This is a genomic window from Limnospira indica PCC 8005 (genome assembly GCF_000973065.1).
GTDB lineage: Bacteria > Cyanobacteriota > Cyanobacteriia > Cyanobacteriales > Microcoleaceae > Limnospira > Limnospira fusiformis.
On record NZ_FO818640.1, the window covers coordinates 4,092,363 to 4,112,959 of the forward strand.

A 20,597-nucleotide genomic window follows, 5' to 3' on the forward strand; every position below is an offset into this window, starting at 1 on the left:
TGATGACTCTATTATGGAAAAGTTATCAGTTCTTTGTCCAGCCAAATTGGCAATCTTTACTAAATCTTTAAATAATTTATTTGTTTTATAAAGATTATGCAAATTTTTTAGTGAAAATACGGAGATTTTGGGGGGGATATCCCCCCCAGGGGGGTATAAATAATCGCTCATAAAAACTCCCTCACCCCCCTCTGTCCCTGTGGTATAGGGAGCCATAGAAGGAGGAGAGGGTTAGGATAAAGGATAAACTGCTATATTGAACTGAAATCAGATCTCCTATTTCTCGATTTTGGCGACCTCTAGTAGGGTCTTGAGTAGAGAATCAGGGTTGAGGCTAATTGAATCAATCCCTAAGTTTACCAAAAATCGGATAAATTCAGGATAATCACTGGGGGCTTGACCACAAATACCAATCTTGCGATCGTAACGTTTCGCCGTTTGAATGACCATTTTAATCATGCGCTTAACGGCTTCGTCGCGTTCATCAAAAATGTGGGCTACCAGTCCGTAATCACGATCTAAACCGAGAGTTAACTGAGTTAAATCATTGGAACCGATAGAAAAACCATCAAACACCTGGCAAAATTTATCAGCCAATAAAACATTGCTGGGTAACTCACACATGACATAAACTTGCAGACTATTTTCGCCGCGTTTTAAGCCATGTTTTGCCATTTCTGCTAAGACCTGCTGACCCTCTTCGGGGGTGCGACAGAAAGGAATCATGGGAATGACATTAGCTAATCCCATTTCATCGCGAACCCGCTTGATCGCTTGACATTCCAAGGCGAAGGCTGGGCGATATTTGGGGTCAGTATACCGAGACGCACCCCGCCAACCAATCATGGGGTTTTCTTCGAGGGGTTCAAATTGTCGCCCTCCCAGCAAATTGGCGTATTCGTTACTTTTTAAATCACTCATGCGTACAATGACGGGTTTGGGATAAAAAGCAGCAGCAATAGTGCCAATTCCTTGGGCGAGTTGACTAACAAAATAGTCGGGTTTGCTATTAAATCCGGCGGTGAGTCTGTCAATTTCCTGGCGCGCGGTTTCATCTTGGAGTTGGTAAAAGTTAATTAAGGCGAGGGGATGGACTCGGATCTGATTAGCAATGATAAATTCTAGTCGCGCTAGTCCTACGCCGTCACAGGGTTGAGAAGCAAGGCTAAAGGCTTCGGCTGGGTTGCCAATATTGAGTAAAATTTGGGTGCGGGTTTTGGGTAAATCGTCTAATACGGTTTTGGCGATCGCAAAAGGTACTAAACCCTGATAGACTTTACCGACTTCGCCTTCGGCGCAGGAAACGGTTACGGCTTGACCGGTGCGTAAGATATCGGTAGCATTACCACAGCCGACAATGGCGGGAATGCCCATTTCTCGCGCAATAATCGCCGCATGACAGGTGCGACCGCCGGAGTTGGTAATAATGGCGGAGGCTTTTTTCATAATTGGTTCCCAGTCGGGGTCTGTTTTTTGGGTAACTAAAATTTCGCCGGGTTTAAATTCATGAATGCGCTGGACATTAAGCAAAACGCGGGTTTTACCTTGACCAATACGATCGCCTACAGCGCGACCCTCGACTAAGACTTCTGCTGTACCTTGGAGGTGATATTGTTGCCAAATGCGATCGGGCTTTTGAGATTGGACTGTTTCGGGACGCGCCTGGACAATAAATAATTCCCCAGTTTGGCCGTCTTTCGCCCATTCAATGTCCATGGGGGAATAACAGCCCCGAATTTGGTTATAGTGATCTTCGATAATTTGCGCCCATTTAGCCAGCTTGAGAATTTCCTCATCACTTAGGGCAAATTTTTGTTTTTCGGTTTCTGGGACGGGAATAAGGCGGGTAGCTTCCTGGCGATCGTAAACCATTTTCACGGCTTTACTACCCAGACGCTTGGCGATAATGGGTCGAAAACCCTCCCGCAACATGGGTTTAAATACCATGAATTCATCAGGGTTGACAGTCCCTTGGACTATGGTTTCCCCTAAGCCATAGGCGGCGGTAATGATGACGGCATTTTTGAATCCGGTTTCTGTATCAATTGAGAACATTACCCCGGAAGTGGCTAGGTCCGATCGCACCATTTTTTGTACGCCAATAGATAGGGCTACATCAAAATGATCGAAACCTTGGAGGCTACGGTAAGAAATAGCGCGATCGGTGAATAGGGAGGCGAAACATTTGCGGGTCGCTTCTAAAATTCCCTTGATACCGTGAATATTTAAATAGGTTTCCTGTTGTCCCGCAAAGCTGGCTGATGGGAGATCTTCAGCGGTGGCTGACGATCGCACTGCTACATCTGTTTCATTACCATATAGGTCGCACAGTTGTTTATAGGCTATGGCGATCGCCTGTTCAAGATCGGGGGGTAACAAGGTATTAACAATTAGCGATCGGGCTTCTTTCCCCCGCTGGCGCAGGTTTTTAATATCTTCAATATCCAGACCAGCCAATAACCATCGCAACTCACTTTCCAAACCGCCATATTCAATAAAATAGCGATAGGCTTCGGCGGTGATCGCAAAACCCTGGGGAACATTAATTCCCCGCAATTCCAGTTGTTGAATCATCTCCCCTAGGGAAGCATTTTTACCACCCACTAGGGGAAGGTCAGCAAGTCGCACATCTTCAAACCATAAAATCAGAGTTTTGTTTTGCTTAATCTGGGCTTTTTTATTGGCAAATAGTTTTAACATGGGCTGAAACACTCCAAATTAAAGTGGCCGTCATCAAGTTGGCGGCTTCCGGTTTATCAAATTTAATCAGAAACAAATGAAGGACGGGATGGAAACCCTTAATCCTCCTGGGTTACGAGTTTTAGGCAGTTATTGAAAATGGTTTTTACCTTGATCCCCAATTTTATGCGGTCACAGAAAACCGGTTTTCAGGGATTTCTTATCTAGGTGAACGATTAAACGTTATTTTTTTGGTGGCTACTTTTATTATATGTCTTTTCTCATAAAACGACATCTCCTGATCACCCTCAGCCATAGTTACCAGACTAAAATTATGGTGAATTGTCTGGAATATAGGTTATTCTTAAAAAAGATTAAGCGGATCAGGAGCTTAAAATGAAAGTTAAGAAATATTACGAATCCGTTGCCCCCTATGGACGGGAACAGTGCGCTGAGATCATTTGTCCCATTCAGTTTTTAATGGATATCATTGGTAGCAAATGGTCAGTCCAAATTTTGCGGGAGTTATTCCGAGGCGACATGAGAACCCATGAATTGATTGAAGCCTTACCAGGTATCAGCACAAAGACCCTGACTATCCGATTGAGAGAGTTAGAAAAGTATGGCTTATTAATCCGTACCGTTTACCCAGAAATCCCTCCCCATGTGGAATATTCTCTAACTGCTAAAGGTCGGGAACTAAAACCTGTAATTTTGGCCATGAAACAAGTGGGGGAACAGTGGCTACACCAGGAAAGTTGTATATGTGCTTTGGAATTGAGCGGCTAGAAAAATCCGATGATTTTTGATACAATTCTGGAAGAGTTGGTAAAGTGCGATCGCTTTTCCATGATGCCAGCCCTCAATAGCCCCCTTTTGTACAAAAATCGAGTCTGCTGTGACTGATAATCCTCGCCAATTAGCTTTTGTCACCCTCCGAGACATTCAACGACGGGGCGCATTTGCTGATCTAGTTTTAGATGAAAAGTTGCGTCAGGCTGATCTCAAAGATGCCGATCGCCGCCTGGGAACAGAATTAGTTTACGGTTGTACCCGACGCAGGCGAACCCTCGATGCAATTATTGATCGCCTAGCCAAAAAACCCGCCCACCAACAGCCGCCAGATCTGAGAATTATTCTGCATTTAGGATTATATCAACTCTCCTTTAGCACGAATATTCCCCCGTCGGCGGCGGTGAATACCACTGTAGACCTAACCAAAGTCAACCACTTATCAGGTTTAGGCGGGTTTGTTAATGGTCTCCTACGTCAGTATTTGCGCCTGTTGGAGGCGGGAAATTCCCTCGAGTCAATTTTGCAGTTACCGGAAAATCCCGTTTCTCGGCTGGGTATTCTCCACAGTTTCCCCGACTCGATGATCAAATTCTGGTTGGAGGAGTTGGGGGAGTCTCAAACTGAACAACTCTGTGACTGGTTTAATCAGTCCCCTAGTTTAGATTTAAGGATTAACCCCCTCTCGACTACGTTGGAAACGGTGGAAACAGCCTTTCAACAACGGGAAATCATCGGATCGCCTATTCCCAAACTTCCCCAGGGTTGGCGATTATCTTATGGTGTGGGGGCGATCGCCAATTTACCGGGATATGATCAAGGTTGGTGGACGGTTCAGGACGCATCCGCCCAACTGGTAGGATATGTGGTAGATCCTCAGCCTGGGGAAATTATAATTGATGCCTGCGCCGCCCCCGGCGGAAAAACTACCCATATCGCAGAACTGATGGGGGATAATGGTAAAATTATTGCTATTGATCGCTCCCCGGGACGGCTAAAACCTTTACAACAGAATATTAAGCGCCTCAAGTTGCGATCGATTCAGGTGGAAGTGGGAGATAGTCGTCATTTTCCACAATATAATAATACAGCCGATCGCGTACTATTAGATGCACCTTGTTCTGGTGGTGGGACCTTGCATCGGCGGTCTGATGCGCGTTGGCGACAAACTCCCGATCAGATTCGGCAATTGTCTCAACTTCAGGCAGAATTATTAGAGATGGTCAGTCATTGGGTGAAGCCGGGAGGGGTGTTAGTTTATGCCACTTGTACTTTACACCCCCAGGAAAATGAATGGGCGATCGCATCTTTTTTAAGTCGTCATCCCACCTGGCGTGTAGAGGTTCCTAATATAGATCTTCCGGTGGAACCGACTAAGGAAGGTTGGCTGAAAATATGGCCCCATCGTCACCAAATGGATGGATTTTTTATAGCTAAACTTAGGCACTTATGTTCTACTACTACGGCCGAAAAAAGCAAATAGCAAAGCATTATCCTTCTCCTAATTTTGAGGCGATCGTGGAACCTTTTGCCGGTTCGGCAGCTTATTCATTGTACCGAGAAAACTGGCAAAAAGATGTTTTTTTAGTAGAAAAGATGAGAGCGTCTCCGAGATTTGGAAATGGTTAATTGAAGAAGCAACGCCCCAAGTAATCAACAATTTACCTGACTTAGAAATCGGCGAAAAGAGTTCCGAATTTCTTCATATTATTCATGCAGCCACGAAAATGGCATTTCACTATAAAACTATTAAAGTGACTGCGGTTCTAGCTAGAAATTGGCAGATTAGCAAAAGATATATGTGCGAAAACTTATTTAAGATTAAGCACTGGAAGATTATCTGTGGAGATTATACATTAGCCCCCGATATAGAAGCAACTTGGTTTATTGACCCACCCTATAAAGACGCTTCTGGGGAAGGTTATCGCTATGGAAGTAAACTCATTGATTATCAAAAACTAGCCACATGGTCTAAGAATAGGAAGGGAGAAGTTATATTTTGTGAAGGTCATTGTGGTGATTATCTACCGTTCAAGCCATTGCTATACTTAAAAGGTGTAGCCGGAAAAACTAGCAAGGAAATGATCTACTATCGTTCCGATAGTGACCCTCAGCTTTTAGCTAAATCGAAAATTTCATAATCATCTGATAAACCTGTTTATATAGATAGTCATCAATTAAGGCTACCCAACCTGCTGCCATTTTCTGTTTACCACTTACTTTCATCCCCGTTACTTTAGTGTTTCTACCTCGTGTCCCACTAATATTTCCCCAATCATCTTGAGTCAGATTATTAGCATAAAAGATAGCCGTAACTTTGGGATAGTTAAAATCCTTTTCATTGAGGACAAAATCCCAAACTAATCCCAATAACTCTTTTACTTCTTGATGATGAGCTTGCCAGGTAATTCCCTCTAAAGCATTGATTCTTGGTTGTCCGGCTCTGAGATTTGCACCTTTAGTTATATTTCCAATAGTACACTTCACCTCTAAACCCACAGGATAATTACGCAATTCTTCCTCCGGCGAGTTTTCACTTCCCTTGGGGATAAGATCGGGATGTCCTTTCTATATGGGGTTAACGATCGCTTCTGTTACTTCGGCTATAGACTGGCAAAACATGGAACCAACAATCGAACTTGTAGTTTTATAATCAATATTTTTATAAACAGCCGCCGGAATAGTTTCTAGGAATTGATTTGTTTGGGACAGTGCTGAATCTATATGTCTAGCATTGACTTCAAATCCCCCCAAAATATGGAAATTAGGATTAATAATGTATGTCATATAATGCTCGTTCAACTTCAGCTATCAAAACACTAGCAGTAGTGTTTAGAGATTGGGAAATCCGAAACAAGACAGACAAAGTGGGTGATTTTAAACCACGTTCTATCTGGCTGACATAGGTACGATGTATACCTGCTCTGTCCGCGAGTTCTTCTTGGGAAATCTTTGCTAGTGTTCTGTACTTAATCAGAACTTGACCTAAAGCCTTGTTAATCTCTGTCATACTGAAATTATGTCAGCTACAGATACCCTGAGTCTACAGACAATAGTATTCAAATCAGTGCGATCGCCCAATAGCAGATCAGTATGAGGACTGAACCCAACAATATTAGTGGATGGATCTTAGAGAGTGTCAAGGATCGAGATAAAATAGGTGTAAAGTCCAAAAAATACCTGATATGCACTTGATTCTATGTCATACCACAGCAGATTTTGACTCCTTGGGGGCGGCGGTAGGTTTAACTTGCCTGTATCCAGGTAGTAGAATAGTGCTGACGGGGGGATCTCATCCAGCCGTGCGGGATTTTTTGGCTTTGTATCGAGATGAGTTTCCATTGATTGAAAGGCGATCGGTTAATCCTGACCGGATCTGTAAATTGTCGGTGGTGGATACCCAAAATCGCGATCGCTTAGGGAAAGCAGCCGAATGGTTAGACTTACCGAATTTGGAAATCCGGTTGTATGACCATCACCCTCACCTAAAATTAGATATCCCCGCTACCTGGACTCAAATTGAAGCGGTGGGGGCGACTACTACTTTGATTGTAGAGCATTTGCGAGCCATGGCTAACCCTGTGGTTCCCCGACCAGCAGAAGCCACAGTCATGGCTTTAGGTATTCATGTGGATACCGGATCGCTAACCTTTGACCATTCTACTCCACGGGATGCGATCGCCTTAGCTTGGTTAATGGAACAAAATCTCAGTTTATCTGCGATCACCGAATATGTAGAACCCGGCTTATCCCCTACCCTACAGGACTTATTAACCACAGCTTTAGAAACTCTACATCAATCAACTGTCAAAGGTCACACCATATCCTGGGTATTATTGGAAACTGATGATTATGTACCAGGTCTGTCTAGTTTAACCTCCGAATTATTAGACCTGACCGAAAGCGATGGATTATTACTAGCTAATCAATATCGAGTCCGTAGTGGTGGGGAGAAACGATTAACTATTATTGGGCGATCGCGCATTGATCAAACCGACCTCAACCGTCTATTTCATCCCCTCGGTGGTGGTGGTCATCCCCGCGCCGCTTCCGTCACTTTACGAGATGTCGATCCGCAGTCTACCTTAGAAACTCTGGTAACTAATTTTAAGGCACAAATTCCCCCATCACCTACCGCTAGGGAATTAATGTCTTCCCCAGTACGCACTATTCGCCCCGAAACCAGCGTCGGGGAGGCTCACCGTATACTACTACGTTATGGTCATTCAGGGCTATCTGTTTTGGACGATAACCATCAACTGGTGGGGATTATCTCCCGTCGTGATATCGATATCGCCTTACATCATGGTTTCAACCATTCGCCAGTTAAAGGTTATATGACTCCCCAACTGCGGACAATTACCCCGGATACTTCACTACCGGAAATTGAGTCAATTATGGTAACTTATGATATTGGTCGGTTACCCGTTTTAGAGAATGGCAATTTAGTCGGAATTGTCACCCGCACCGATGTTTTAAGGTTACTTTATCAACAGCATTGTCTACCCAAACCTACCCCCCGCCGAGGTTGTATTCCCGGTTCTACTTGTAGTACCGTTGATGAACTTTTACAAGAACGTTTAGCCCCCGAACTTTGGCAAATTTTAGCCAAAATTGCCGAACTTAGTCAACAGCGAGGTTGGCAAATTTATCTAGTCGGTGGGGGAGTGCGAGATTTATTGTTAGCTGAATCTACCGACAATCTATTATTACATGATATTGATTTGGTGGTTGATGGTTGCTATCACAATTCTACCAATAATATCTCAGATGAGGCAACTATGACCATTTCTCCCGCTGTGGATCTAGCGCGATCGCTACAAGAATATTACCCACAAGCGCGACTAGAAGTGCATGGTCAATTTCAAACCGCCGCCTTATTGTGGCATAATCACCCCGTTTTAAACTCCCTTTGGATTGATATTGCTACTGCTAGAACCGAGTTTTATCCCTATCCGGCGGCTAACCCGGAAGTCGAAGCAAGTTCTATTCGTCAAGACCTCTACCGTCGCGATTTTACTATTAATGCTTTAGCTTTGAGATTAAACGAACCTAACTCCGGGGAATTATTAGACTTTTTTGGGGGGGTTAAAGATTTGGAATTACGAGAAATTAGGGTATTGCATCCTCATAGTTTTATTGAGGATCCTACCCGCATTTATCGCGCCGTCAGATTTGCCGTGAGACTGGGTTTTAGTCTGGAACATCACACTAAAGAATATGTCGATTATGCCATTAATAGTGGTATTTATGACCGCCAACGACAACAACGCAATTCTGCCAAAATTCCGGCTTTGGAAGCTAGGCTAAAAAGTGAGTTAAAATATATCCTGCAAGCCCCCTATTGGCAACCAGCTTTACATTTATTAGGGGAGTTAAAAGCCCTGCGCTGTATTCATCCTACTTTGGAGTTAAATCAGCTTCTCTGGCGGCAAATTAGAACCGTAGACCGCTGTTTAAAACGGTTTGACCCTAACCACACTCTCGCCCATTGGCAAATTCGCCTCGATGTGTTAATCGCCGCTTTGTCTCCCGAATATCGCCGGGAAGTTGCCGATATTTTTCAGTTTAATTCTCAGCAAGTAGACCGTTTATTAAACTTGGAAAATGCTCAAACTCGAGTGGCGGATTTATTGCCAAATTGTCAGCAGCCTAGCGATTATTTTCGGGTGTTTGAACCCTACGATTTGCCCATGTTGATTTTAATTGCTTCCCATTCGCCTCGGTGGGTGAGAAAGCAAATTTGGAGATATTTAAATCATTGGTGGAATGCTAAACCTATTCTCAATGGTAATGATTTGAAAAAGTTGGGATATAAACCTGGACCCAAATTTCAAGTTATGTTAAATGACTTGCTAAATGCTACCTTAGATGGTATAATATCGGATACTGTGGAGGCGACAAAATTTATCAGCGATCGCTATCCCCATTCCCGCAGTTTACCCCGTGAAACTCAGTCGTAATTATCACTAATGTTCATTGCTCAAAGCATCAATAACTTGCCGCGAACAATGAACAATAATAATAAATTACCGCGTTGGCTAATCAACCCTCTCCAATTGCCAGAGGATTTGATTGCCTTCCCGTCTAACCCGGGAAACTTCCCAATTTCGCCACGCCCAGTTATCGCCGCGACTGGTGACCGCACTAGCGTTAATATCCATTAAATCAGCAAGTTCTGAACTACTGATCAAATAGCCTTTACTAGCAATTTCGTCGGCAATATGCAGGGTTTCTATGAGATTCCTAAGTTGATTGACTCGAAATTCCCGGGGTAAACTCTCATTGGACTCGTTGATTGGCTCAGTCATAGCAAAATTTGATACAGCAAGATTAGAGTCTATCACAAGAAATTGTATCTTGAGATTTGGCAATCGGTCAGTTATCTTTGAAACAATTGCCAAAAATTCAGTTGAAATTTGGGAAAAATCCCCAATTTCAGCCTGGTGGACTAACTCTCACGGTGATGCCCGATAACGGCCCTAGGCTGAACAATAACAGTGAACTGTTCACCCTTTCACTGTTCTAATGGATTGACCACAGACCCCATAAATAATATAGTGCCACTGTCCAACTCTCTAATTATAAACATAAATGGTCGATTAATATGAATGCGATCGCGGATGGAACTTCTACTTCCGACGATTACCCCAGTGGCGGCTGATGCTTCTGTGCCTTTTTCATCGACATTGACAAAGGCTTGATGCACCACATCATATAAAAAAAATGGTTTTTCGGAACTGATACCAGAAAAATCAGCAGTTTCCGTAAAAGCTGATTCCATACCCATATAACTGAGGGTTGACTTGAGATTAAACGATGAGCTAAAATTAAACTTGGGTAGCCATATTTCTAGGTTCACATATTCCAGCCTGTGCAGCCAGTTTTGGAAATTGGCGATCGTCATATTTTGTGCGAAAGTCGGCAGGTCAGTTCCTTCCGCCGGTAGCAGAATTATCATTGATAAATTGCCATCCGAATAGGGAAGTTCAATTATCTGAACTTCCGGTAAACTATGATAACTAATAGATACATTAGGATGGTGCATCATCGGCACCGAAATAGTTTCTCCTGATGGTAAATTAAAGATGCCATCTTGAGTATATTTCTCGGGAAAAGGTGATAACCAGTCTCCCGAAAAATAAACGGCATTGGTCAGAATCAGTCGGGTTAATCTATCTAAAATTCCCGGTGGGATTAGGTCAGTAATTTTGTGGTTAGTTTCTTGGCTTACCCAATCATTAATAATTTGGCGGGATTTTTCATGATCCCCCATAAAATCCACTTGATTTAACTGTGCATTATAATGATTTTTGGTAATTTGTAAAAAAGGTTCCTGAAACCTATAGCCAGACTGTCCCCACAGACGATTAACTAAGTATAGTTGGGAAGAGTTGCGGCTTTTAATATCATTAAGCAGACTGGTAAATTCCGGGTATAAACTACCAGGAGGCTGAGGGAAATGGAAAACCTGGGATATTTGGATAGCCGTTTGATTTCGTGACCCTTCATAGGTCATAGCCATAGCAGTAGAAAGGCTATAGGGTGAGAAAAATAAATTCCCTGATATTTCCCTTTGAAGTTGGTTGTATAGGTCGATAGCAAATTGGTTATTTTGATTCACGATCGCATTATTATCTACACGAGCAATCTGATATGAGTTAGACTCTGAACTATTGCCAACAGCCTGGGTTATGACTGGTAAACCTACACCCCACAGTAATAGCAGGGAAGCCAATAGGGAACCATTCCGCCGACCCCAAGCTGAAAATTTAGACATTATATGACTAAGTACCATGTTAATTGTTCCATCGTTGACTATTTCCAAATTTACTCATTCCGATTATCACCCAGTTCTTGAAAGTTTGAATAAGTAAGCCCTCTCAGTAGTAAGGTTAAGATCAGGGCGGGTTGATAATTGTTGGTCAAGCTGACCGGATCACCCGACCCTCCCGACAATGATTAATAATTGCCTCCCCTCAACCCAAACCCCACCAGTTAATTATGATTTCAAGGCAGCTAAAACCTGATCATGAATCAATCCACTGCTGACCACTATACCCCGATTGTCTACCATTTTAATGCTAGAAGCAAAATCCAGGGGTTTCCCGTGCATATCTGTGACGCGACCTCCGGCTTCTTCAACGACGATCGCCCCCGCAGCATGATCCCAAATATTTTCCTGGTAATTAGGGTATTTAGGGGAAGGAAGACGCAGATATAAAGCCGCTTGTCCTGATGCTACAACGCCATATTTAGCTTGGGAGTCCATCCGCACCGAGGGGGCGGTAATTCCCGCAGCTTGGGCGATCGCATTTTGGCGAGACTGATCACCGTGGGCGGCTTCCACGCTTTCCACAAAGCGCATATTTTGGGTATTTTCAGCTTTCACCACCTGAATAGGCGTAAATTTTCCCGTAGAAAAGGGCATTTTCATCGACCCTTCCCCCCGCACAGCCACAAACAACATTCCGGGAGTATCTCCATCAATTGCATAAGCCGGACACCCCATAATTCCTAGTTTAACCTCCCCGTTTTCAATTAGGGCTAGTGCGATCGCATATTGGTCTTTTCGCAAAAACCCCTTAGTGCCATCAATGGGATCCAGAGTCCAGAATCGCTTTCCTACACTGCCATTACCATGATCAATCCAGGTAGTTACTTGCTCCGGGGTGGCATCGGGTATAATACTCCTAACATAGTCTGTGACTTTCTCTAGGTTGTTCCCCATTTCCGGGGTTTTCAGGGTAGTAGCATCTTCTTCTCCCACTATCGGATCATCCGGGAAGGCTTCTGAGATAGCTTTACAGATAATCGCCTGGGAACCAAAATCGGCAACGGTTACGGGGCTTTTATCCCCTTTTTCCATAGCCGGGGGAATGGCTTGTCTGACCTGTTCGCACAGGCGAGAGGCGGCGAGTACCGCATCAATAGCGACTTGTTTTTCGCGATCGTAGGGCATAAAAACTCCTGGGAATATAATTAGTTGAGATTTTGTCCTTAAATAGCTTTACACTTGGTCTATCAGTCGTCAAGTTTCTGGGAAATCACCTCCCGGAAATTTTCACCCCCTCACAGACCATCTTTACTGGTATCATTTCAACTCTCAGGAACAGAGGTGATGATTATGCACCAATTACCATGGTGATTTCACGGATTCTGCTGTAAAATAAATTATGTCTTAATCACGGTGATTTTCCCGGCAAAAAATACATGGGGCTATCGCCCTACTAAAAAGCCAGGCAATTCTCATCCCCAAATCCGATTAAGTCTCAAAACAAATCCCGGCAAGACATCGCCGCCTGAGAGTTCTGTGGGCTCCGGCAAAACTTCGATTTCTTGTCCGGGGCGGTAGATTTCTACCCGTCGATTTTGGGGGTCAATCAACCATCCCAGTCGGGCTCCATTTTCCAAATATTCCCCCATCTTTTCTCGCAGTAGGGATAAGCTATCGGTAGGCGATCGCAATTCCACCACGAAGTCAGGACATAAAGGAGCGAAACCGCGACGCATATCGGGTGTCAGCGCCTCCCAACGGGGGCGACTCACCCAAGAAGCATCAGGGGAACGGATCGCACCATTGGGGAGGATAAATCCGGTCGAGGAGTCGAACCCTTCCCCCAATTCCGGGTGGGCTTCCACCCAAATTCCCAGTTGGGTTGTCAAGCTAAAATTTCTTTTTCCCGATTCGCTCCCTGCGGGTGGGTTCACAATCAATTCTCCTGTAGCTGTCCGTTCCAATCTTAAATCGGGGTTGGCGGCGGCGAGCGCCTGGAATTGTTCCAGGGTGATGTGGAGAACCGTGGAAGGGGGGAGTTGCAGGGAGAGAGTGCTGTGCATCAGATTTCCTCCGGGAATGTGGGCGGATATTGTTGATGGTAACTCACAGGGATGGGAAATGCTGGCATTTGCTTAGGATTGGGTTATCATATTCCCAGAGAGGGGAAACACCAGATGAGTTGATAGGGAGATGAGCAATGGTTTCTCAGCCAAAAATCGCAACTCAGCACGAAATTATCTATCCTGATTCTGACGGTAAACCGATCGCCGAGAATACGATTCAGTTTCGCTGGATTATGACCATATATCACAATCTGGCGTGGTTATTTGCCCTACAGGCGGATGTGTTTGTGGCAGGGGATTTACTCTGGTATCCGGTGGAAGGAAATAATAAGATACGCCAAGCGCCGGATGTTATGGTTGTGTTTGGGGTGGAGAAGGGAGACCGGGGTTCTTACCAACAGTGGAAAGAAAAGGCGATCGCCCCCCAGGTGGTGTTGGAAATTCTGTCTCCGGGGAACCGACCGGGAGAACTGACTCGGAAGTTGTTATTTTACGATCGCTATGGGGTGGAGGAATATTATATTTATGACCCGGAAAACAATGATTTGAGCGGGTGTATCCGTTCGGGCGATCGTCTGGCTATGATTGAGGAAATGCAGAATTGGGTGAGTCCCCGCCTGCAAGTTCGATTTGAGTTGTCCGAGGAGACTTTAACACTTTATAATCCCCAGGGTCAGCCGTTTTCTTCTCCCCTGGAAATCGAGCAACAATTACAACAGGAGCGCTCGCGAGCCGAACAAGTGACCGCCGAGTTGGAAGAGGAGCGCCGAAAGACTAAAAGGTTGGAGATGTTGTTGCGGGAAGCGGGGATTGATGGCGATCGCTTATAGAAGTAGAACTGGCTTGTTGCCTGTGTTATAATTCCAGGGTGGGGTAAGGCGATCGCTTTTTCACCATGCCAATGCCTCCCATGGTAGCACGGGCATCGGTGCCTGTTGAAACCTGCGCTCCGGTCGGCGCTATGTTGTCAATCTTATGGTAACATGATTTCACATTAAGGATGCGATCGCCAATCAAGGGCGACCATTCGGATATGGGGAAACAATATGAAAAATGCCCTCAACAATCAACTGCAAGACTTGTATCAAACCGACAGTTATTTATGGTTGCAAAAAACCGTCGAATTGTTGAAAGCAGAAGACTTCCGACATTTGGATTTAGACGGCTTAATTGAGGAGTTGGAAAGTTGGGGTAGGAGTCAATTTAATCAAGCGAGAAGTCGGTTGCGACAAATCATCATCCATCTTCTGTTATGGGAATACTGGGAGCAAGAATACGAGCGCAACTGTCGGCATTGGCAATCAGAAATAATTGCGTTTCGAGATGATTTGATTCATGAACTGACCGCCAGTTTGCAAAATAAGCTGATTCTCCAATTGGACTCTATCTATCATGTCGCGGTAAGTTTCGTAAGCAAAAAAACGGGTTTATCTAAAAGTATATTTCCGGCTAATTGCCCTTATAATTTTGAACAATTATTGGATGATAAATGGTATCCAAATCATCAGTTAAGCTGATGAAAATTACATGATTTCATGAAAAAGAAACCGCTATCCCCTCGGCGGCGATCGCATTCTCTCAAAAATTGTCGGCAGTTCCTATTTGTTGTCTGGCGGCGATAGGCGATATGTGCTAGGCAGACCCTAGGCGATCGCTTACAACCTTTTCAGTAATTATGCAATAGGCTGTCAAAGTCCCTCTGCCCACCTGGGATCCAGATTTAGGGTGAGGGTAATGTTTAGCACGATTTCTGAACAACCTGTATAGAAGGATAACTGGCCTGTTGCCTGTGTTATAATTGCAGTCTAATTGTGAGTCACTAGGAGGCGGAATCTGAATCAACATCCGAGGGTCAGTGTAATTATTCCCGTTTATAATGGCGATCGCTTTTTAGGGGAAGCGATCGACAGTGTTTTAAGCCAAACCTATCAAGACTATGAAATCATCCTTGTTGATGATGGTTCCACAGATGGAACCTCCCAAGTAGTCGCATCATTAGGGGATAAAATTAGATATTTTCACCAGGAAAATCAAGGTTCTGCTGTAGCTCGGAATTTGGGGATTCAACAAGCCAAGGGGGAGTTAATTGCTTTTTTAGATGCCGATGATTTTTGGCTGTTACCAGAAAAGTTAGCACAACAGGTGAGTTTATTTGACCAACAGCCTAATTTAGCGATCGTCCAGACCGGATGGCGCATTGTCGATGAACTCCGTAATCAAATCATTGATGTCGAACCTTGGCATAAAGTTCCCGAACTCACCTTAGAGAGTTGGTTAATGTATAAACCCATCAAAACCAGTGGCTTATTAGTCACAAAGAATTCCCTAGAAAAGGCGGGGGGTTTTGATAGGGAGTTGCGACAATCCCACGATGTCGATTTAGTCTTGCGTTTAGCCTTGATGGGGTGTGAGGCGACTTGGTGGCCGCGGGTTGCCGTGGGTTATCGTCGGTATGGGGGGAACACCACCAGAAACGCGAAAACTCAGGCTGATTGTGTAGTGAGGGTACTAGATAAGTTTTTTGCTCATCAAGATTTACCCCAGTCCATCCGAGCCATGGAGAGTTCTGTGCGCTATCATACTCTGGTATGGCTGGCTTGGTATCACTATGATAAGGGCTTGTATGCTGACATGGCTGATTTTTTAAATCGCTCTTGGGAATATACCCCTTACTATCGAATCGAGACTATTGCCGACTGGGTGGGGTGCTTTAAAAAGTTTTCCGTGCAGAATGGTCAGAGTTGGGATATTGGTTTTTTGACAGATTTACCGGATTGGCAGAATTTGATTAGTAAGACTGTGGTAGACTGATGTTTTAGTAATAATTAATAACGCTGGTATGAGTGCGGGGGAGTTACTGAGACAGGCGAATCAGTTGAAACGGTCTGGGAGGTTGGATGAGGCGATCGCTCTTTATCATCAGGTAATAGATATTAACCCCCATTTTGCTTGGGCTTATCATGGCTTAGGGAATGCTTTGGCTAAACAGGGGAATTTAGATGAGGCTGTTGCTTGTTATTCGGAAGGCTTAAAAATCAATACTGACTCTGCTTGGTTATTGTATAGTTTGGGGGAGGCTTTAGCGGAACTGGGAGATTTAGAGGCTGCTATTAAGTATTTACAAAAGGCTGTCGAAGTTCAGCCTGATTTTCATAAATTTAGAACCAGATTAAAGCAAGTTGAAGCTGAATTTATACAAAAAAAATATAATCAATTTACTGTCAACAAACATCTTTCCCCTTTAACAGTAGTTGAATTGGGGCAAGGATGGGCAGGAAATACTATAAATACTGTTATATTTCGTCATCACGGTATTATCACCTCAACTAATTATCAATTTTCAGCTTATTACGATAGTAATAAAACATTGCGTGTAGTCAAAAGAAATTTAGATAATGGTTTAATTACATATCACCTAATCAGTGGTGAATATAATCTTCAAGATGCTCACAATTCTATAAGCTTAGGAGTTGATAGCGAAGGCTATATACACATTTGTTACGATCATCATGTTCATTCCTTGCGTTATCGGCGATCCCAACAACCTTGGTCTATTGATGAGTGGACTGATGTACTTTCCATGACTGGAAACAATGAAGAAAATGTCACTTACCCTACCTTTCTAATCAATTCAGTGGATAATAGTCTAATTTTTCTTTACCGGGATGGGCATTATTCAAAAGGGCAAGCTTGTATGAAGAAATACGATGTGGCAACTAAATTGTGGGCAGATTACCCATTTCCTATTCTTTCTGGTTATGAGCAAAAACCTTGGACGAGTAATCCTTACTGGAATCATCCTGTTTTTGATGCTACAGGTAAATTGCATTTATCTTATGTTTGGCGTACCCATCCTATTGGGAGAGACAAAAGGGTTAATAACATAGGTATTGACTATGCTTACTCACCCGATCAGGGTAGGGCTTGGTTTACAATTAAAGGCTTGACCCTTGATCTTCCCATCACACAGGTTAATAGCGAAACAGTTTGGGCTATTCCTACGGGAAGTAACCTAATTAATCAAACAAGTATGGCAACTAATAGCAAAGGCTATCCACATATTGTCTTTTATGCTAATGACGAAAATGATATTCCACAATATCAGCATTTATGGTTTGATGGATGTCAATGGCAACATAGTGTGATATCCAAACGAACCCAAAAATTCGATCTTTTAGGTGGTGGAACTTTGCAAATCCCCATGAGTCGCCCAGAAATAGTTATTGATAAGCAGGACTGTGTTCATGTTATCTATAGAGCAGACTTGACAGAACATAAAATGGCGGTTTTGACACTCTTTCCTGAAGATTATCACTTTTCAGGAGCAGTCGAAAAAATACTTTGGAATGAACCTTTAGGCTTTTCTGAACCGATAATTGATCGACTGCGCTGGCAAAAAGATGCTACACTTTCTATGCTGATTCAATACAATCATCAACCTCAGCATGATCAAGGTGTTTCTTATGCAGAAAGTCCCATGTATATTATGGATTGGTACTTAAATTAAGTTTTAATTTATAGAATGCTTAATTTTACGAAAAAAATGATTGACTAATTGATTTAAGGTAGTGCCTAATATGTAATGATAGAGGTGTAAAAACCGACTCGGGTTTAATTTCCATGCCTGCCTGCCCAACTTGTAGATCTACCCACACCGTCAAAAATGGACGGATTCACAACGGCAAACAACGGTTCAAGTGTCGTGATTGTGGATGACAGTTTGTTGAACACCCCACCAAAAAGGTGATTGACCAAGAAACACGGTCTCTGATTGACCGTTTGCTGATCGAGAGAATTCTCCTTGCCGGAATAGCACGGGCAGTCCAAGTGTCTGAGCCCTGGCTGCCAAACTACGTCAATCAGAAATATGCCTCTGTGCCCCGCCAAGTCCAGGTGAGGCGCAAAAAAAAGGGAGGTTAACGATTTAATATGATAAATTGTGGTTATTTGTGAACCATAAAGAAAACAAACAGTGAATTTGGGAATTTGGTTAGCTCTCGACGTAAAAACCCGTGAGATTGTCGGTGTTTACATTGGTGCACAGGATGAAGCCGCAGCCCGCCAATTGTGAGAGTTATTGCCCCCAGTGTATCGCCAATGTGCGGTGGCTTATACAGATTTCTGGGGTGCCTCTGAGGCTGTTCTACCAAGTAAACGTCATCAAGGGGTTGGGAAGGATACAGGTTTGACCAGCTACATCGAAAGGTTTAACAATACCTTGAGACAACGAGTGTCTCGCTTAGTACGCAAGACCTTGTCCTTTTCCAAGTGTTTGCAGAATCACATTGGTGGCATTTGGTATTTTATCCATCACTACAACGCATCATTACCTCTTTAGCACTACCCAATTACTTTAGTCAGTTTCACTCTAATTAACGACAGGTAAAGAAATCATATTTTCTCGACAAAAACCTGCACCAATATTCCAAAATACTTGGCAACAACTACCTGCTTCAACATACATTTCAGCCTTTAAGGAAGGTTGAGCAATATCAGTTAGATTAATACCATCAGTATCACTAAAAGTAATATGGGGATCATTACCCAAGCTAAGTATTTTCAAGCCTTCATCTGAGTATCCTAGCACATGACACATAGAGTTAGCACGAATACCATCTATTCTAGTTAGATCTATGGATTTAACAATCTTACCATATTTATCTTCTATGACTAAGCTTTTTATTAAGATATAACCATTTGCATCTGTTGGATCTAGTCGCAATGATTGAAGATGACTAGACGGAAGCCTAAATTTATAAATTTGATATAACCAATTAGTTGTTTTTGATCCGGACACAACAGAACCCCTGAAAGAAAATGACTGATGACGCTTAATACAAGCAATAACTTCTGTATATTCCCCTAAAATACCATATGTTGAGTTAGAAAATCTTGAAATTTCTACATCAAAATCAGCCCAATATGAAATTGCTGAATGAATATTGTAACCATAGTCATAGGTAACTAAGGCTCCTTCTCCATTTATCGGATTACCATGATACTCAGGTTTTTCTAAAAAAACTAAACTACCATCATCTTGTTTATAAACACGGGGTTTACAGGCTTCTACTTGATGTTTTCGTATAGGAAAAGTAGCTAAAAAAAGACCACCCGGCTTTAAGGTTCTCTAGATCTCTTGAATCATAAGCCTTGGTTCAAAAATATGCTCAAAAACGTCAAGAGTAATCACTATATCAAAAGTATCATTTTTAAAAGTTAAAGCCTCAATATTTTCATTTCTAAAGCCATTTATAAGGCTACCCAGCTTCTGATTTGGAAAAAAATGGCTACCAATGTAGTTTTCACATTCTTTTTTAAGTTTTAAAGATATACCTCGCTCTGCTGGTGAAGATTCGTGAATTTTCTTTTGCCTCCAATTTGGAGCTAATCGATTCAATACAAGTGCTAAAGCGCGTTCTCGGGGAACAGAACCATTATCACAAGTGGTACACAACAAAGTTCCTCGAAACCAGTTTCCTTTGGCAATAAATTTAGTTTCGTTTTCGCAAATTGGACAAAAACCATTAATTTCTAAATGATATTTTTCACTCATTTCGTTCTCAACTCATACCAAATTATCATTTACATTCTTTAGCATTTAATCTAATATCATTTTTCCTAAACATAAAAATGGTATGACCAGTGAAACCTTTTCGAGCATCAACTGGTATATTATGCAATTCACAAATTGAAGCACCAAACTTTTGTTCTAAGTCATAATAATCAGGCATCCGAAAAACAAGGCCTAAAGTATTATTTAAAGATTCACGTCCAAACCTTCTGACATGATCAAACTGACCAAATCTACGATGTCTTTCCTCTTCAGTCAAGGGGAAGAGACTTTCTTCATCATACCCTGACAGTATTGGAATGCTGAAAAGATGAACACCTGTATTTTTGAGACTCCTGTGAAGAAAAAACAGAATTGCCGTATAGTTGCATGGAAGATGTTCAATTACATGGTTGTGAATAATTAGATCATAGCTATTTGGAGGAAATTTAGCCGCATCTTCAACTAGATTAACTTTCCTGACTCCTATATGCTTATAACGATCAGTATCCAGATCGCATGGTTCGTAACCGTCACCAACTAGGTTTCTCAATTTTTGAGCAAGTCCCCACTCTGGCGCAAAATGCAATATACGATATCCCGGTTTTACAAGATTATATTTTTCTATAAATAAATACATTGCTCGCGTTCTTTCTAGCGAGCCACACTGGGTACATCGGACATATTTTCTAGTGTTCATATCAGCGAACTGATTCCCACCACATAAATTACA

The 20,597-nt window shown here is 42.8% G+C and carries 20 protein-coding genes and 1 pseudogene; 10 read left to right on the forward strand and 11 right to left on the reverse strand.

What is annotated here, in order from left to right:
- Nucleotides 1-276: 276 nt before the first annotated feature.
- On the reverse strand, nt 277-2,700 hold the full coding sequence (gene ppsA / locus XZ46_RS17950) for a phosphoenolpyruvate synthase (protein WP_008052164.1): 2,424 nt from the start codon (nt 2,698-2,700) through the stop codon (nt 277-279).
- Nucleotides 2,701-3,075: 375 nt separating this feature from the next.
- Here ppsA and XZ46_RS17955 point away from each other — a divergent pair, with 375 nt between their 5' ends.
- The 4 genes from XZ46_RS17955 (at nt 3,076) to XZ46_RS17965 (ending at nt 5,612) form a co-directional block, all read left to right on the forward strand.
- On the forward strand, nt 3,076-3,468 hold the full coding sequence (locus tag XZ46_RS17955; RefSeq protein WP_006624488.1) for a winged helix-turn-helix transcriptional regulator: 393 nt from the start codon (nt 3,076-3,078) through the stop codon (nt 3,466-3,468).
- 109 nt (nt 3,469-3,577) lie between these two features.
- Nucleotides 3,578-4,954, forward strand: coding sequence for a 16S rRNA (cytosine(967)-C(5))-methyltransferase (locus XZ46_RS17960; protein ID WP_006624487.1), 1,377 nt, complete (start codon nt 3,578-3,580; stop codon nt 4,952-4,954).
- The gene (locus XZ46_RS30175; RefSeq protein ID WP_006668736.1) at nt 4,921-5,100 is read left to right on the forward strand and encodes a hypothetical protein; all 180 of its coding nucleotides are present in this window, start codon (nt 4,921-4,923) and stop codon (nt 5,098-5,100) included. Before XZ46_RS17960 ends, XZ46_RS30175 begins: the two co-directional genes overlap by 34 nt.
- A 98-nt stretch (nt 5,101-5,198) precedes the next feature.
- Nucleotides 5,199-5,612, forward strand: a complete 414-nt coding sequence (locus XZ46_RS17965; RefSeq protein ID WP_006624486.1) for a DNA adenine methylase — start codon at nt 5,199-5,201, stop codon at nt 5,610-5,612.
- Here the strand turns inward: XZ46_RS17965 and XZ46_RS17970 are convergent.
- From XZ46_RS17970 to XZ46_RS17980, 3 genes are read right to left on the reverse strand one after another with little or no spacing between them, the layout of a single operon-like run.
- Nucleotides 5,593-5,985, reverse strand: a complete 393-nt coding sequence (locus XZ46_RS17970; RefSeq protein WP_006624485.1) for a hypothetical protein — start codon at nt 5,983-5,985, stop codon at nt 5,593-5,595. The two genes, XZ46_RS17965 and XZ46_RS17970, sit on opposite strands and share 20 nt — an antisense overlap.
- Before the next feature lie 54 nt (nt 5,986-6,039).
- A complete protein-coding gene (locus XZ46_RS17975; protein ID WP_006624484.1) occupies nt 6,040-6,258 on the reverse strand; it encodes a hypothetical protein in 219 nt (72 codons plus the stop codon).
- Nucleotides 6,242-6,481: a helix-turn-helix domain-containing protein gene (locus XZ46_RS17980; protein WP_006624483.1), complete on the reverse strand. Its 240-nt coding sequence runs from the start codon at nt 6,479-6,481 to the stop codon at nt 6,242-6,244. The genes XZ46_RS17975 and XZ46_RS17980 overlap by 17 nt, the downstream gene beginning before the upstream one ends.
- A 175-nt stretch (nt 6,482-6,656) precedes the next feature.
- Here XZ46_RS17980 and XZ46_RS17985 point away from each other — a divergent pair, with 175 nt between their 5' ends.
- Nucleotides 6,657-9,434 carry a CBS domain-containing protein gene (locus XZ46_RS17985; protein WP_008052168.1) on the forward strand — a complete coding sequence of 926 codons (2,778 nt, stop codon included), beginning with the start codon at nt 6,657-6,659 and terminating at the stop codon, nt 9,432-9,434.
- A 78-nt stretch (nt 9,435-9,512) separates the two neighbouring features.
- Here the strand turns inward: XZ46_RS17985 and XZ46_RS17990 are convergent, their stop codons facing one another.
- From XZ46_RS17990 to XZ46_RS18005, 4 genes are all read right to left on the reverse strand, one after another.
- Nucleotides 9,513-9,782: a hypothetical protein gene (locus XZ46_RS17990; RefSeq protein ID WP_006619157.1), complete on the reverse strand. Its 270-nt coding sequence runs from the start codon at nt 9,780-9,782 to the stop codon at nt 9,513-9,515.
- Nucleotides 9,783-9,988: 206 nt separating this feature from the next.
- Nucleotides 9,989-11,251 carry a serpin family protein gene (locus tag XZ46_RS17995; protein ID WP_006624480.1) on the reverse strand — a complete coding sequence of 421 codons (1,263 nt, stop codon included), beginning with the start codon at nt 11,249-11,251 and terminating at the stop codon, nt 9,989-9,991.
- A 222-nt stretch (nt 11,252-11,473) separates the two neighbouring features.
- Entirely contained in the window at nt 11,474-12,433 is a 960-nt protein-coding gene (locus XZ46_RS18000; RefSeq protein WP_006624479.1) for a 3'(2'),5'-bisphosphate nucleotidase, read from the reverse strand.
- 287 nt (nt 12,434-12,720) lie between these two features.
- Complete coding sequence (locus XZ46_RS18005; RefSeq protein WP_048895161.1) at nt 12,721-13,311, reverse strand: Uma2 family endonuclease; 591 nt, start codon at nt 13,309-13,311, stop codon at nt 12,721-12,723.
- A gap of 137 nt (nt 13,312-13,448) precedes the next feature.
- Here XZ46_RS18005 and XZ46_RS18010 point away from each other — a divergent pair, with 137 nt between their 5' ends.
- The 5 genes and pseudogenes from XZ46_RS18010 (at nt 13,449) to XZ46_RS32915 (ending at nt 18,652) form a co-directional block, all read left to right on the forward strand.
- Nucleotides 13,449-14,144, forward strand: coding sequence for a Uma2 family endonuclease (locus XZ46_RS18010; RefSeq protein ID WP_008052269.1), 696 nt, complete (start codon nt 13,449-13,451; stop codon nt 14,142-14,144).
- A 216-nt stretch (nt 14,145-14,360) separates the two neighbouring features.
- Nucleotides 14,361-14,831: a DUF29 domain-containing protein gene (locus XZ46_RS18015; protein WP_008052272.1), complete on the forward strand. Its 471-nt coding sequence runs from the start codon at nt 14,361-14,363 to the stop codon at nt 14,829-14,831.
- A 316-nt stretch (nt 14,832-15,147) separates the two neighbouring features.
- Entirely contained in the window at nt 15,148-16,125 is a 978-nt protein-coding gene (locus XZ46_RS18020) for a glycosyltransferase family 2 protein (RefSeq protein ID WP_071829362.1), read from the forward strand.
- Nucleotides 16,126-16,207: 82 nt separating this feature from the next.
- Entirely contained in the window at nt 16,208-17,821 is a 1,614-nt protein-coding gene (locus XZ46_RS18025; RefSeq protein WP_230428071.1) for a BNR-4 repeat-containing protein, read from the forward strand.
- A gap of 113 nt (nt 17,822-17,934) precedes the next feature.
- A pseudogene (locus XZ46_RS32915) lies at nt 17,935-18,652 on the forward strand (IS1 family transposase).
- Between the two features lie 30 nt (nt 18,653-18,682).
- Here XZ46_RS32915 and XZ46_RS18035 read toward each other — a convergent pair.
- From XZ46_RS18035 to XZ46_RS18045, 3 genes are all read right to left on the reverse strand, one after another.
- A complete protein-coding gene (locus XZ46_RS18035) occupies nt 18,683-19,111 on the reverse strand; it encodes a hypothetical protein (RefSeq protein ID WP_048895162.1) in 429 nt (142 codons plus the stop codon).
- A 330-nt stretch (nt 19,112-19,441) separates the two neighbouring features.
- The gene (locus tag XZ46_RS18040) at nt 19,442-19,867 is read right to left on the reverse strand and encodes a methyltransferase domain-containing protein (protein WP_008052284.1); all 426 of its coding nucleotides are present in this window, start codon (nt 19,865-19,867) and stop codon (nt 19,442-19,444) included.
- 25 nt (nt 19,868-19,892) lie between these two features.
- The gene (locus tag XZ46_RS18045; RefSeq protein ID WP_052584727.1) at nt 19,893-20,564 is read right to left on the reverse strand and encodes a methyltransferase domain-containing protein; all 672 of its coding nucleotides are present in this window, start codon (nt 20,562-20,564) and stop codon (nt 19,893-19,895) included.
- Nucleotides 20,565-20,597 lie beyond the last annotated feature (33 nt).

Bases quoted from the DNA above. Each gene is read 5' to 3' on its own strand.
- XZ46_RS18040 (WP_008052284.1), bottom strand. From the start codon at position 19,867: ATGAGTGAAAAATATCATTTAGAAATTAATGGTTTTTGTCCAATTTGC.
- XZ46_RS18000 (WP_006624479.1), bottom strand. From the start codon at position 12,433: ATGCCCTACGATCGCGAAAAACAAGTCGCTATTGATGCGGTACTCGCC.
- XZ46_RS17995 (WP_006624480.1), bottom strand. From the start codon at position 11,251: ATGTCTAAATTTTCAGCTTGGGGTCGGCGGAATGGTTCCCTATTGGCT.
- XZ46_RS18045 (WP_052584727.1), bottom strand. From the start codon at position 20,564: ATGAACACTAGAAAATATGTCCGATGTACCCAGTGTGGCTCGCTAGAA.
- XZ46_RS18005 (WP_048895161.1), bottom strand. From the start codon at position 13,311: ATGCACAGCACTCTCTCCCTGCAACTCCCCCCTTCCACGGTTCTCCAC.
- XZ46_RS17965 (WP_006624486.1), top strand. From the start codon at position 5,199: ATGGCATTTCACTATAAAACTATTAAAGTGACTGCGGTTCTAGCTAGA.
- XZ46_RS17990 (WP_006619157.1), bottom strand. From the start codon at position 9,782: ATGACTGAGCCAATCAACGAGTCCAATGAGAGTTTACCCCGGGAATTT.
- XZ46_RS17975 (WP_006624484.1), bottom strand. From the start codon at position 6,258: ATGACATACATTATTAATCCTAATTTCCATATTTTGGGGGGATTTGAA.
- ppsA (WP_008052164.1), bottom strand. From the start codon at position 2,700: ATGTTAAAACTATTTGCCAATAAAAAAGCCCAGATTAAGCAAAACAAA.
- XZ46_RS18010 (WP_008052269.1), top strand. From the start codon at position 13,449: ATGGTTTCTCAGCCAAAAATCGCAACTCAGCACGAAATTATCTATCCT.
- XZ46_RS30175 (WP_006668736.1), top strand. From the start codon at position 4,921: ATGTTCTACTACTACGGCCGAAAAAAGCAAATAGCAAAGCATTATCCT.
- XZ46_RS17985 (WP_008052168.1), top strand. From the start codon at position 6,657: ATGCACTTGATTCTATGTCATACCACAGCAGATTTTGACTCCTTGGGG.
- XZ46_RS17955 (WP_006624488.1), top strand. From the start codon at position 3,076: ATGAAAGTTAAGAAATATTACGAATCCGTTGCCCCCTATGGACGGGAA.
- XZ46_RS17980 (WP_006624483.1), bottom strand. From the start codon at position 6,481: ATGACAGAGATTAACAAGGCTTTAGGTCAAGTTCTGATTAAGTACAGA.
- XZ46_RS18015 (WP_008052272.1), top strand. From the start codon at position 14,361: ATGAAAAATGCCCTCAACAATCAACTGCAAGACTTGTATCAAACCGAC.